Below are 14,821 nucleotides of genomic sequence, written 5' to 3'. Positions count from 1 at the left end.
ACAAATAATTTCATAGATCTTTTCATTTTTATTGCTGATTAAATAGGCAGGAAAACTCGCTTCCCTCTTTATTATTTTGTTTCGGAATAAGGACGAAACTCTTTGCTCGTTCCCCACTTTTTATTAGGAAGTTTTCCCATTTCAAAATCAAGAACGCCTCCTTTTATCAAATCAAAATGATTAAAGAAATTTTGATCCGTAGAAACACCATTTACATTCATTGAATGAATGTAATTGCTACCCGTTGAAGCACCTTTGGCATTGATTTCGATTACATTTCCATTCTCCAAGTGGATTTTAATTTTATCGAAATGTGGACCTGATATAACATATTCTGGAACAGATGGACATACCGGATAAAATCCCATGGCAGCAAAGGCATACCATGCTGACATCTGACCTGCATCGTCATTACCACTTAATCCTCCAGGACCTGTAATATATTCAGTATCCATTATTTGAGTAACCAAGGCCTGTGTTTTCCAAGGCTGTCCACTATAATTGTATAAAAATGGAATTTGATGTCCGGGTTCATTACCATGCCAATACTGACCAATAGCATGAAAGCGATCTAGATTGGTATTAAAACCATCTTCTCCACCCATCAAATTCATTAAACCTGCCATATCGTGAGGGACATACCATGTATACTGATAAGGTGTACCTTCTGTGATGTAGGGCATACGAATATACTTATCGAATTCCTTGGTGAAAGTTCCATCGATATATCGACCACGTACGCACGAATCGGCAGCACTGTAAACATTTCTATAATTCTGCGCTCTTTTCTTCAAAATCTCTGCATTTTTCACATCACCACGCTTCTTAGCAACTTGACTCAGTGCAAAATCATCGAAAGAATATTCTAAAGTTCGTGAAACCTGCTCTTCATCATGATAAGACTCTTTCACTTCATCTTCCAATGGAATGTATCCATATTTAAGGTAAGATTTCAAGCCACGACGTCCTTTTCCTTCCTTGTATTCCTCAAAAGTATCAGGTGACTTAAAGGCGTTTTGTAACAAGTAAGCATATTGTTTATCTGAAATATCAATAATTCCTTTTACGTTAGCATCAGCAATAGCAGAAATGGCATGATCACCAATCATTGCAGACGTATAACTGTTCCAGCAAGGGAAAATTGGCAACCAACCGCCTTGTTCAGCTTTCAAGAAAAGACTATTAATCATATCAGCACTTACCTCTGGCATCAAGAAATTGAATAAAGGAAGAGAAGCTCTGTATGTATCCCACATCGAAAAATCCACGTAGTAATCCTGATCGCCACTATTCATGACTTCTTTTCCACCACCAAAACTCATGTACGAACCATCAACATCGTTAAATGTTCTTGGCTGCAAAGAACTATGATACAAGGCAGTATAAAACTTCACCTTATCATCTTCGACTTCACCCTCTACTTCAACTTTCGATAAAAGGTTTTCCCAAGTCGTTTGTAATTCGGTTTTTGCTAAATCGAAATCAAGTTCACTAGTTTCAGCATCTAAATTTTTTCTTGCTTGTTCTATACTGGTAAAGGAAGTCCCTATCGAAGCCAGAACTTCTTCATTTTCATGAGCAAGAAAAGATACATAAGCACCTAGATTTTCTAAATCGGCTACTTGGCAAACACCTTCATTAATGTTGTTACCCTGATAAACGCCATAAGTTTCAATATCTTTTTGAAAACGAACCACAAAGTAGCCACTGAAACCAGCTTCTTCTCCCCAACCCTGATAAATTCGGTGAACAGGATTGTAACCTACAATCTCATTTGTTTCAGGTATTATTTTAATAAAGCCACGTCCTTCGTCACTGTTTGGATTGACTACAATATGTGCTTCACCTTCTTTTTCGAAAGTAAATTTAAACAAGCCAGATCTCTTAGTAGCCGTCATTTCTACATCAATATCATAATCATCTAAACGAACTTGATACAAGTAAGGACTAGCCATTTCTTTATCGTGAGAAAAAGAGGATCCACGAAGATTAGGCAAACATTTTAGAGTACCAGAAATAGGCATAATTGTCATACTTCCATATTCCTGAACACAGGATCCACTCAACCAATGGCTTCCACGAAACCCCTGAATAATAGAATCTGTATAATAGTATGGCGATTGACATTTTGTTTCTCCATCCTTTGTTTGAGGTGTCCAATTGGTCATTCCAAAGGGAACAGTTACGAAAGGAACTACTTGTGAATTATTTTCAGTTCCCACACTATGTTTCAGTGTACTTTCGGATGTAAATGGTGCCGTTCCAATTAATGGATTGACATAATTTACATAATCGATATTCTTTTTTTCCGATTGACATCCCAAAAGAAGCAAACCGATTAAACTAATTGTTGTAAATCTAGCAAATGGTAATTTCATAGAAAATTTCTTTTTTCTTACTGATTTAATGATTTAAGAGTCTCGCTAATACTATCGAGCATTTCAAAAGTGGGAAAACCATTATTTGGGCGACGAATTTCAGGAGAATACCAATTATCCCATTTCTGATTCTGATCCCCTTCATAACAATTTTTGTATACTAATTTTAATTTTTCTTTACCTGTTTCCAAAAGCAATTCTGCTTTGGCGATACTCAGCTTATCGCCTGTTTGTTCAAACTCTCTTTTTAACAAAGCCATTTCGTGAAGCGTACTTTCAAAAGAAATTAAATTGGAATATAAATGAACCGGAAGAAGAATATAAGAATAGTAAAACTCCTTATTCATTATATTAGTTTCCATCCCTTTTTCAGCCTGATCTATTGCAACTTGAAAACTATCGATTTCACGTTTCAAATTATCAATATCGTTTTCAACTCTCTCGTAAGAATAAGGAACAGCATCTTTACCAGGTAATTCTATTGGCTTATTTGACAAATAGGAAATTGCTTCAAGAATCTCCCATAAATGCTGAACATAACCATTTCGCCCCGTCTGAACTTCATGCAATATCTTCATAGATTTAACAGCCGATCTAGCAGCTTCCTTACTAAAATATCTTTCACACCATGTTTGGTAAAAATCTTCACCATTAAAATTCTCCGGCTGATTGCATACTTCGCTGTAAGCCTCTAAGTTAAACAAAAAAGGTCTAAAATTTTGTCCATTTACTTGGCAATATTTATCCGCACCATACTCACGAAACATTTTTTTCATGATGGTATCCACTTTCATGGGATATGGATTATGAACGGTATGATTTTTCCAAAATCCTGCATGCATATAAGTCCCAAAATCATATCCTTTGGTACTTTTTGGCAGATAATCAAAATCACCAAAACCATCATCGCACCATACAGCAATCCAATCTTTAGGAGGATTAAATCCTTCATTAAACATTTCCATTCCATCGTGATAACAGAAGGCAATTTTTGTGGCATTTGGTTTGTAATGATCTATTAACTCTCCTAATACAGAATAAACTTCATTAAAAACCACTATTTTGTCTTCACCACAAGCACTTGTATATTCCCAATCCCAAACCTGGTGGCGTGGACGTAACGAAAATATATCAGCTTTAGCGATAGCTGTTTTTTCAAAATAATATTTCCATCCCTCAATCCATTTTTCTTTGTAGGTCGTCCAACAATACGATTCGTCAACTGACAATGGATGAATCTGATATCCCAATGATAAGTCTATTTGCACTTGCATTCCCTTTAAATGAGCGTAATCAATCATTTTCTCTAAATACGCCTCATCGATTTGATAATTAGGACTCAGTTTTTTATACGCTGGACGCACAAAAAATTCGGGACGCCCCAACATATCAAAAAATTGAATGGCATTGTAGCGAATTCGAACCAATGAATTGATCATTTCGGTATAGGATTCCCAATCGTACTCAAGTAATTTGCCTCTGTAATTTGCCAACTCATCAACATCATTTTCAAAGTAACACATTATTGGCACCAAAGGAGGCGCAATCGTTTTTCCATCAAAATTAAAGAAGTCGAAACTCTTCTTTTTCACCGGCACTTTCCCAGTCCAATATTCAAAAGGATCGACATTTAAAATTTGATGCGAATAATCGTAAATAGCATATTGCAAACCTTGCACATCGGAACCTCCCAGCACAATAACATTTCTATATTTTTTCAGATGTAGCTTGGCCCATATTCCTCCTCTTGCTCCAGGTTGCTTATCAGATAAACTAATCTTTTTTGATCTGGATAATTTAGCCAGTTTTTTGTTCGAGTGAATCGTTCCTAACAAAAATACAGTTCCATTCGTAGGAATTCTATCCTTATCTGTAATCACTATTACTTCAGCCTCTATTACTTTAGATATGTCATTTTTAAAATCGAGAATTGTACTCTTTTCAACTTGAGTAGCCTTTTCCCCTTGCACTAAATAAACTTTAGGCAAAGCATATAGATGATTACTTATAGCAAGCACTACAGTCATTAAAAGAAATACCTTAACTATTTTATTTTTCAATTCTAAAATCATACTTCGTATTCATTAACACATTACATAGCAACAACCAATTCTTCAACGAATCCTTTTGACTCGTTACATGCCTTAATTATCCCTACCTCACAAATAAAAGAGAACTACCTTTAATCAATATTTCAAAAATATAACATCATTGAAATTTAGGTATGGATTATTAGACCACAAGCATGGACAAAATATTTCCACCTAACTACCTGCACATTACAATCAATAAAGTCTAATTTAGTTCAACAAAAACGAGAACTTAAATGATGGATTTATTCAGACAATTCACAATTATTACAGCCTACTAACTTGGATGTAGATAGATTTCATTATGATTTCGCTCAAATATTCTAGATCGTATTCGAAAAAAAAACGATAATCAATACGTATAAATTAAGAAACCCAATCCTTCTCAGAATTGGGTTCATCTACACTAAATACCGTTACTTATCTACTTTTTCACAAGCACAACAACTTTTTTGTAAGCTTTATCTAATCTAAATTCAATTTGGTTTGGATTATTTCTGTTTGCAAAAATAGACCGTTGATTGATCAGTTTTCCATCTTCATAAATTTGTAACTGCTCAGGCTGATGTCCTTTAAAAATTGGAATTTTAATTACAACGGGATTATCATTTTGAATCAAATATCCCACATCTGTTCGTTCAATACTTAAGGATACAGCATTTGCATACGCCTTTATTCCCCATTCTTTATAATCCAATTTATAAATTCCAGAAGCAAACAAATAGCTTGGTGTCTTTTCTGAATCTGTTTTTCGAATAACTGATAGAAGCCCTTTTTGAAAGAAATTTTCATCTATAGCAATATCATTCTGCGAAGCATTAGCGACAATAATATCCTTTGTTTTTCCATCTTGATGAATAACTTCAATTTTCTGAGTCTCTGGACTTTCAATTAATTCAGGAAATTCTACTTTAGAAATAGGATTTTCACCTCCCTCGATATAAGGATTGAAAACTACTGCAAAAGGACTTCTCCATGCTTCTGCTTCTCTTCTCACAATAAGAGTTTTAATTTTCTGCCCCAACACTTCTTTTGGAGCCGTTCCTTTAGATATGGCATTTGATTTAGGCGCATCAACCGTAAAAACGCTCTGGTCTTTCTCTCCTTTTATCCACATCTTCATCAAATTATCGGGTTGTCCTTTGCTTTTTAATGTGAACAAAGCGTTGATATTTCTTGAAGCTGACACCGTCTTTTCATTGCTTAAATAATCGTAAGCTTTCATGTCTCCATGTTCAGTACCCAGTTCATTTACTGATTGCAAACTCAATTCCTGATTATTCGGATCTAAAATTTCAAGAGATTGCCCCAAATTGTGATAGAAATAATCGTGTTTCTGCTCGGACAAATCCTTTTTTCTGGATCTAAAAATATCGATAGCATAAGCTTTTCCTGATTCTGACTTGATCATAGCAGTTAATCTCTGCTGATCAGACATTGTTTTGGGCTCAACAAAAGAAACTTTTGAAAAACTCACTTTGTCAAAACCAATTCTGCTGTCCATTGATTTTGGAAAATGATTATCCAATGTATAAGGATGATAACCACGCATTCGTCCATAGGTAGATATGCCATCAACCACCACCGTATTATGAGCAGGAAATTGTGAATAATACTCCCGATGATCAGGATGCCAATAGCTCGAACCCTTTGACATATCTGGTCCCAACACATAATTATTGGCGTAAAGTTCCATGGATATTCCATTTACGTGAGCATGATTACCAAAAGAGCCTACTGTAGAAATCATCATTGCATTATCTGCCTCACCCATTCGCTGAATAAACATGCTTACATTGGGCGCATAAAAAGTAGGTGTTATCACACTTCTAGAAAACTCTTTAGATTCATTATTATCCGTTTTCTTCAATTCATTTTCGTAAAAAAACAATTGAAATAAGTCCTCACTCTTTCTAGTATACTCTCCCTTGTCAATCAATTGTTTTAAGAATTCTGATATCATTAACTCTTTATCAGATTTATTATACTTTCGATAATTTGCAATCAACAACTCGAAAATTTCAGGAGGAATAATTCCATGATGTGCATCGCCAAAAGCCACCGTATAACCACTAGGGAAAAGGTATTGTAAGGATGCCAAAGCAGCTTTATCTATTATAGGAAAATTAGAAAGCTCATCTTGATGAGTCAAATTATCTAAAAGAGTGAGAATGCGCAGCAAAGTTTCAGTTACATGTAAAGAATATGATGGCGATTCGCACCATATACCTGTCTTTTGATCATAGCCCGATACTGCTTCTCTAATTGACCATTGACGCTCTGTGGATTGGTCAAACGTATATTTTAAGTAATACCCCTGTCCTTTGCCATTTTCATACTCATCATTTCCTTCTAGAGCTAAAGCAATATAAGTTAAAAACCTTGCTTGAAAAAGGTTCCAATTATTATCTGGAATTCCATTTTTTATGATCTGATCGCCCCACTTTTGAAACACAGCAGAAATATGGTTTAATTTCCTTTTATTCTTCATTAAAAAAGGATATAAAAAATCATAGGCAACTGTAAGATGAACAACCATATGATCATGAATCACCTCAAATGTTGATAAGCCAGACACACGTTGCTGAACTGTATTATCCAAGTCAACAGGCGGCTCCCTGTAGTACATTCCTTCAATATATTTTAAAAAAACAGGCTCAGCAAATTCGGCATATTTCTCTTCACCCGTAAACCAATACAAAAATGCAGCATCTTCAACCAATGACATGATAGAACGATTGATTTTTTCTATGGCAAAACCAACTTTTGATGGATGTACCCATTCCTTTTTTTCGGTATTTTTGTTGGTCAGATACATTCCTCTTTCATCATCGAAATAAGGTTCTACCTCTTCCAACTTCGGTGTTTTATAGTCCGTTGCCCAGTCACGAGTACCAGAAAATCGAACCGTAGGAACAGGAGCAGTACCTGTAGAATGAGAAAATTTACCTCCATGTAAAAACACTTTACTATGTTTGGTTTTCCAGTTCATCTGTAAACGAGAAACCAACCATTCAGGATCATCCTTACATTTTTTCAAGTATTTTTCCAGGTTTTCTTTCTTTTCCTGAACGAATTGCTTTTTCCATTTTACCGCATTAGTCGTTTTAAAAAATTCTGCACTATTGGTATTCTTACAATAAATACGTGGATGTGTATTTGTCTGACCAAATAAACAGGCAAAATTCAATAAGAAGGAGAATAGTAATAATATTAATTTGTAGTACATATGTTTACCTATTTGCTTAAAAATAAATACCGGTTTTTATAGTTGTGTAATTGTACAAGAAAACCTGTAAATCATACTCTAACTAAAAACCGGTATTTTCCCTAAATCTGTTAATATCTTTCAAATGAGAAATATCAATCGAATTGAACGCTAATATTAATAATTAAGTATTTCGAAACTATCGTTCAAGTGAATATCTTCAGAAGAGCTTCCAATCATCACCTTAAATTTTCCAGGCTCAACTGTCCAGTTCATATTTATATCTAATAGTTCCAAGTCTTCAGGATGAAGTGTAAAGTTGACCGTTTTAGTTTCTCCAGGTAATAAATGCACACGCTCAAAACCTCGTAACTGAGATTCATAAGTTGTTACGCTACTCACCTCATCTTTTAAATAGAGTTGAACAATCTCATCACCTGCTCGTTTTCCGGTATTGCTAACCTTAAAAGAAACTTGGATATCTGCCTGAGGATAAGCACTCTTAGGATTAACAGTCAAATCGCTATACTCGAATGTAGTATAACTTAAACCGTACCCAAAAGGATAAAGTGAACCCAAAACTCTGGTTTTACCATAACCATTCCCAGGAATTTCTACCTGTCCGGCCTGAGAGGCAACTTTATGAGGAAAGTTTAATGGAATTTGCCCAACCGACTTTGGAAAGGTTACTGATAGTTTTCCTCCTGGATTGTAATCACCAAAAAGAGTTTTAGCCACAATATCTCCCGAAGATGCTCCTGGAAACCATGCTTCCAGAATAGATGGGATGTATTTATTTTCCCAATTAATTGTAAGTGCTCGTCCGTTAATCAACACCAAAACCACAGGTTTGCCTGTTGCATAGAGCGCTTTTACCAGTTGAAGTTGTCTTCCTGGCAATTGAAGATTTGTACGTGTTTTACTCTCACCAACACGACTTTCATTCTCGCCCATTACCGCAATAATAACATCAGAGGTTTTGGCTTGCTCAACAGCTTCATCAATACCGGCTTGTTCTTCTGCCGTTAAGGCAACATCCATCAATTCACTCTCTGGCCAGCTCTCATCAATCACCTCACAACCTTTCGCATACTTCACATTCAGCTGATCGGCACCATATTTTTTGATTCCTTGATAAACAGAAACTACTTCGTTAAAAGAAGGACCATATCGACTGTAAGCATAATTGGTCTCAGCAGCCATAGGACCTGTCACCAATACATTTTTTAGTTTTTTAATATCCAAAGGCAATAGATTGTTTTCATTTTTCAACAAAACCATTGATTCTTTGGTAATTTTTCTTGCGAAAGCTTCATCCTCATCGGTATGAACCACTTTATCAGCTAATTCACAATCTTCCACATAAGGCTGATCGAACAATCCCAATCTAAACTTCACCGATAACACCTCGGCCACACGAGCATCGATAGTCTTCATAGAGATTTTACCTTCTTTAATTACTTCGCGCAAAGGTTCAATAAAAGATTCCGGCGTTCTGAAACGAGTACGAACGTTCAAGCCTGCTTCTACAACCTGACGAACAGTCTCTTTATAATCTGCAGTAACATTGTGTTTTTCGTTCAAATATTCCACCGCATCACTATCCGAAACTACATAACCATCGAATCCATATTGCTCACGCAACAATTCAGTTAAAAAGTAATGACTTCCTGTAATTGGCACCCCATCATAATCGTTATAACTACTCATAACACCCATTGGATTAGCCTCTTGAATCACCTTCTTAAAAGGATAAAGATACATTTGATGCATCTCTCTAGGTGCAACATGTGGATCGGTTCTGGCCTCACCATCTCTAGCTCCTTTAGGGATACTGTAAACAGCAAAATGCTTAATGGTAGCAGCAACTCCTTGAGACTGAATTCCTTTTGTCATTTCAACGCCAAGCTCTCCAATCAAAAATGGATCTTCGCTATAACACTCTATTACTCGTCCCCAACGAGGATCACGTGCAACATCAAGAATTGGTGCATAAACATTGGTATATCCTAATGCTTTGGCTTCTCGACCTACGATCTCACCAGCTTTATAAACTAATTCTTTATTCCAAGTAGAACCGATACCAATTGGAGCAGGAAGAGGTGTCGCTTTTTTATGACACAAGCCATGAACCCCTTCATTGGAAAAATCAACAGGAATTCCCATTCTTGTTTCTTCGATAAACCACTTTTGAATTAGGTTGATTGCCTTTGCATGATTACTATATGGATAAGCATGCTCGGTATAGGTATAAGGTCGATTCGCAATGGTATTCAAATGTTCATCAATATTCGCGATTCCATCTTTCCACACACGATTTTTCCAACCTTCATTTGGCAATTCATCTTTTAATACTCTCGAAAAACCGTAAAGCGTTGCCATTTGACAGGTTTTCTCTTCCATGGTCATCTGTGACAAAAGATCTGCCACTCGATCATCAACCGTATTTTCAGGATCTTCAAAAATGTCTTTCACGCCATTTTTATTAAAATCGATCCAACCCTTTTTGTAAATATTTTGCTTGTCTTTCTTAAGCCCCGCGGAGGTTAATAAGAAAAGACACAAAACAGAAAAAAACAACTTATAGATTCTCATTATATTTTAATTTAAATATTTGCCATTGGAAATTACTACTAATGATCTCAAGTTCAAATTTAGAATATTATGCAATTTTTAATATGGACTCTTGTCCCACAAGTATGGATGATTTTCCAAATCCATTATACCTCTAGCTCTAACACCTTATCAATCATACATAAATAGCCAAATTCCTAGTGATTTAGTATGACAAATTCCTCCGTCAAATGAATATATTCCGATGAACTTCCTATCATTACTTTAAAAGTTCCTGGCTCAACCGTCCAATTCATATCCTTATCCAACAATGCTAAATCATCGGGATGCAAAATGAAATTTACGGTTTTTGTTTCTCCTGCCAACAACTTCACACGCTCAAATCCTCTGAGCTGTGACTCGTAGGTAGTTACACTACTCACTTCATCTTTCAGATACAACTGTACAACTTCATCACCATCCCGTTCACCCGTATTTGATATTTTAAAAGAAACATGTATATCAGACATTGCATTTGCTTGCCTAGGACTTACTTTCAAATCACTATATTCAAAAGTGGTGTAAGTCAAACCATAACCGAAAGGATACAAGGGGCCCAAAACACGAGTATTTCCGTAACCATTTGGTCCTTCGCCCGGCTGACTAGCCTGAGAACCTGGCTTGCATGGAAAATTTAATGGAATTTGTCCGTCTGTTTTTGGGAAGGTAACAGATAATTTCCCTCCAGGATTATAATCTCCAAACAGTGTTTCTGCAATTGCATCCCCTACTGATGGTCCAGGAAACCAAGCTTCCAAAATAGCAGGAACAAATTTATTCTCCCAGTTAATAGTCAGCGGGTGACCATTCACAAGTACCAACACGACTGGTTTCCCCGTAGCATATAAAGCTTGAATTAACTGAAATTGTCTACCAGGTAATCCTAAAGAAGTTCGTGAACGAGATTCTCCTACCCTCTTTTCATCTTCACCAAGTACGGCAATAATAACATCCGATTCTTTGGCTTTTTGCACGGCAGCTTCAATTCCTGATTGCTCATCTTGCGTAAGTGGAGTTGGAATAATTTCACTACCCGGCCAATCTGCGTCAATCACATCGCAACCTTTAGCATACTCCACATTCAATTTTTCTCCCGCATAATTTTTTATTCCCTGCAAAATAGAAACTGCTGGATTTTTTGATGGACCATATCGACTGTAAGTATAACGCGTTTCATCAGCCAAAGGACCCGTTACAAGTACGTTTTTAAGATTACTTATATCAAGAGGAAGTAACTTATTTTCATTCTTTAACAGCACCAATGACTCTTTCGTTATCTGCTTCGCAAAAGCCTCATACTTTGCAGTATGAACCAATTGATCTGAAAAACTTGGATTCTCAACATAAGGTTGATCGAACAATCCCAATTTGAACTTTACGGATAAAACATCAGCCACACGCGAGTCAATTGTCTTCATAGAGATATTTCCTTCCTGAATCAATTCACGCAAGGGTTCCAAATAAGATTCTGGTGTTTTAAAATTGGTTCGAACATTTAAACCAGCTTCCACCACTTGTCTAACCGCTTCTTTATAATCCTCGGCAACATGATGCTTGGTAGATAGGAATTTTACGGCATCACTATCCGACACAACATAACCCTCAAATCCAAATTTTTCTCGCAACAGTTCTGTTAAGAAATAATGGCTACCTGTAATCGGTACACCATCATAATCGTTATAACTGCTCATTACACCAAGAGGTGAGGCTTCTTCAATCACTTTTTTGAATGGATACAAATGAAGTTGATGCATTTCACGAGGTGCCACATGCGGATCGGTACGAGCATTTCCTTCTCTAGCTCCTTTTGGGATACTGTATACAGCATAATGCTTTAAGGTAGATGCTACCCCTTGAGATTGAATACCTAATGTCATCTGAGTTCCTAATTCCCCAATCAAAAATGGATCTTCACTAAAACACTCTAATATTCTTCCCCAACGCTGATCTCTCGCTACATCGAGTATGGGTGCATAGACATTGGTATAGCCCAATGCTTTGGCCTCACGACCAATTATTTCTCCAGCCTTACGGACCAGTTCTTTATTCCAAGTACTTCCGATTCCTATTGGTGCTGGCAAAGGAGTTGCTCTATCGTGGCACAATCCGTGCGTACCTTCATTGGTAAAATCGGCAGGTATTCCCAAGCGGGTTTCCTCTATAAACCATTTTTGAATGGTATTGATTGCCTCTGCATGTTTATGGTAAGGAAAAGAATACGCATTTTCCGTTTTTGGTCTGAATGCAATACTGTTAAGATGCTCATCGATATTGGCAATTCCATCTTTCCAAGCCCTATGTTTCCATTCTGGCGTAGGTAATTCATCTTTCAAAATTCGAGAATAGCCATAAAGGGTTACCATCTGACATGTTTTTTCCTCCATCGTCATTTGCGATAGAAGATCAGCAACACGTGCATCTATCCCTTTGCTAGGATCTTCAAAAATATCCTTCTCCCCATTTTTATTAAAATCAATCCACCCTTTGTGGTAGATTTTTTGTTTATCTGCTTTCTTTCCTGCAGCTGTCAATAAAAAAAGACACAAAACGAAAAAAAGCACCTTATAGATTCTCATAATAATTTAATTTTCAAGAAGGTAAACCTTTAGTTTGAACTATTCTTACAATTCCCTTTGTATAACAAACGTATAGTTCCCAATTTTAAATGAGGCTCTCACTTAGTTCTAAAATAAAAAGTTCATGAGCCATATTTCTATAAAGTAAAAACGGACAGGCAATAATCGCCTGCCCGTTTAAAGCTTAACTAACTAATCTATATTCAAATTCTTAATAACCAAAATTTTGCTCCAATGAACCATCAGTAAGTTCCAACTCACCAGAAGGAATAGGACGAAGCAAGTGAATAGAAGCATCAAATTCTCCATGATTAACAACATGAGGATTATAAAGATTAATTCTCTCTTCTAATTTACCTGTTCTTTTTAGGATATTCCAACGATTTGATTCCCCTGCTAACTCTAAAGCACGTTCATTCAAAATATCATCGATTGTTACGCTAGAATAGTAATCTACAACACCTGTTGCACGCTCACGAACAATATTAATATGCGCCAGTGCCTCGCTTGTATTACCTGCTTGCAAATAAGCTTCAGCAGCAATCAGATGCGTTTCAGCTACACGAAATACATAAGTATCTCTAATACCTCCATCAACACCATTAGAATTTACATCATTAAATTTCTTAAAGATTGGAAAATTCGTTTTAATCGAATTGGTAGAATACTGATAGATTACTCCATCAACATCAGAAGCTGCATCGTAAGCATAATCCTCTGGTTGATAAACCCAGTATTTATTTAATCTTTCATTTAACTCAGCTGTACTTAGAGTGCTTTTAGGGTAATAAATTACTGTATCACCTACACTTATATAATCCGTTCCAAAATCAGAAGTATATGAAGTTTCTTCTGTTGCCAGCAATGCACGGAAGAAAGTAACATCATCTCTGGTATCATTGTCTTCGAATAAAGTATAAAAATAATCCGTTGGCATCGCTGAAAAAGTCTTCTCACCATAGGTACTTGTAGTTCTTTCTATTCCGATATAATTGTAGACCTGGTTTTGAATAATTCCCTGCTTGTTATTATTACGATCATCAATTTCTCCGTTTTCACTATACTGTATAGAAAATAAAACTTCATCATTTTCCTGATTATCGTAATCAAATACTTCGGCATAAGATTGGCTTCTGATATCATAAGAACCAATTGCTGATTCAGCTAGGCTTGCAGCAGTTGTAAAATCATTTTCTCCTGCAAAAGATTTATATCCGCGAGTCGTATACACATCAGCTAACACGTGCTGAGCAGCTCTTTTGGAGAAACGTCCAAAATCAGGATTTGATTCCAAATCAGGAATTGCCTCTTCTAAATCCTTAATAATTTGAGCAAAACACTCCTCCTCGGTAGAACGAGCATAAGTAAAATCGATAGAAGCAATTTCGTTCAAATACAAAACGACACCTCCAAATTGTTGTACTAAATTGTAGTAAGCCAAAGCTCTTAATCCCTTAGCTTGAGCAATACCATAGGCTTTTGCTTCTAAATTAGAATCGCTCCAGGCGATTTCGTTTTCGTAACGATTAATAACAGCATTTGCTTTACTAATTACCGAATAATTATTACTCCAAACACCGCTGAATCCATCTTTCAAATTAACGTAATCATTAGATGCATTATAGCTATATAGAGGATCTTGCGTTGTAAACATATCTGTACCATAAAACATCGATCCATATTGCTTATAAACCCCACGTTCAGCCGCATACACACCAACAACCAATTCATCGGCAGTAGATTCATCAATATAACTCTCTTCAGTTATTTCAGATGGATTTTCTTCCTCTAAATAACTATTACACGAGCTAAATCCAAACAAGAGACTTAACAGTGAACTCGTATATAATAATTTCTTTACTATTTTCATATATTCAAAATTTTTAAAACTCCAGAGTTTAGTGAATAAAGATTCAGTTCATCCTCCTCTTTATTCACTTTCCTCTTCTACGGTTT

6 protein-coding genes are annotated in these 14,821 nt (G+C 36.1%); all 6 read right to left on the bottom strand.

Annotation, left to right across the window (positions count from 1 at the left end; translation table 11 throughout):
• Positions 1 to 71: 71 nt before the first annotated feature.
• Positions 72 to 2,378 carry a GH92 family glycosyl hydrolase gene (locus ACT3CE_RS05285; protein ID WP_444708718.1) on the bottom strand — a complete coding sequence of 769 codons (2,307 nt, stop codon included), beginning with the start codon at positions 2,376 to 2,378 and terminating at the stop codon, positions 72 to 74.
• A 17-nt stretch (positions 2,379 to 2,395) separates the two neighbouring features.
• Positions 2,396 to 4,450 (bottom strand): glycosyl hydrolase 115 family protein, encoded by a 2,055-nt coding sequence (locus tag ACT3CE_RS05280; RefSeq protein WP_444708717.1) that lies wholly within the window; start codon positions 4,448 to 4,450, stop codon positions 2,396 to 2,398.
• A gap of 442 nt (positions 4,451 to 4,892) precedes the next feature.
• A complete protein-coding gene (locus tag ACT3CE_RS05275; protein ID WP_444708716.1) occupies positions 4,893 to 7,697 on the bottom strand; it encodes a hypothetical protein in 2,805 nt (934 codons plus the stop codon).
• Between the two features lie 156 nt (positions 7,698 to 7,853).
• Positions 7,854 to 10,271, bottom strand: coding sequence for a glycoside hydrolase family 3 N-terminal domain-containing protein (locus ACT3CE_RS05270; RefSeq protein ID WP_444708715.1), 2,418 nt, complete (start codon positions 10,269 to 10,271; stop codon positions 7,854 to 7,856).
• A 176-nt stretch (positions 10,272 to 10,447) separates the two neighbouring features.
• The gene (locus ACT3CE_RS05265; protein ID WP_444708714.1) at positions 10,448 to 12,865 is read right to left on the bottom strand and encodes a glycoside hydrolase family 3 N-terminal domain-containing protein; all 2,418 of its coding nucleotides are present in this window, start codon (positions 12,863 to 12,865) and stop codon (positions 10,448 to 10,450) included.
• A gap of 211 nt (positions 12,866 to 13,076) precedes the next feature.
• Positions 13,077 to 14,735 carry a RagB/SusD family nutrient uptake outer membrane protein gene (locus ACT3CE_RS05260; RefSeq protein ID WP_444708713.1) on the bottom strand — a complete coding sequence of 553 codons (1,659 nt, stop codon included), beginning with the start codon at positions 14,733 to 14,735 and terminating at the stop codon, positions 13,077 to 13,079.
• Between the last annotated feature and the right edge of the window lie 86 nt (positions 14,736 to 14,821).

It is taken from the genome of Marinifilum sp. RC60d5 (genome assembly GCF_052400665.1).
In the GTDB taxonomy this organism is placed as follows: domain Bacteria; phylum Bacteroidota; class Bacteroidia; order Bacteroidales; family Marinifilaceae; genus JBQTGK01.
The sequence above is the reverse complement of the archived record's forward strand: the minus strand, read 5'-3'. Positions and strand labels throughout refer to the sequence as shown.

What these genes read in the sequence shown, in the direction of transcription:
- ACT3CE_RS05285 (WP_444708718.1), bottom strand. Translation starts at nt 2,378, where the DNA reads ATGAAATTACCATTTGCTAGATTTACAACAATTAGTTTAATCGGTTTG.
- ACT3CE_RS05280 (WP_444708717.1), bottom strand. Translation starts at nt 4,450, where the DNA reads ATGATTTTAGAATTGAAAAATAAAATAGTTAAGGTATTTCTTTTAATG.
- ACT3CE_RS05275 (WP_444708716.1), bottom strand. Translation starts at nt 7,697, where the DNA reads ATGTACTACAAATTAATATTATTACTATTCTCCTTCTTATTGAATTTT.
- ACT3CE_RS05270 (WP_444708715.1), bottom strand. Translation starts at nt 10,271, where the DNA reads ATGAGAATCTATAAGTTGTTTTTTTCTGTTTTGTGTCTTTTCTTATTA.
- ACT3CE_RS05265 (WP_444708714.1), bottom strand. Translation starts at nt 12,865, where the DNA reads ATGAGAATCTATAAGGTGCTTTTTTTCGTTTTGTGTCTTTTTTTATTG.
- ACT3CE_RS05260 (WP_444708713.1), bottom strand. Translation starts at nt 14,735, where the DNA reads ATGAAAATAGTAAAGAAATTATTATATACGAGTTCACTGTTAAGTCTC.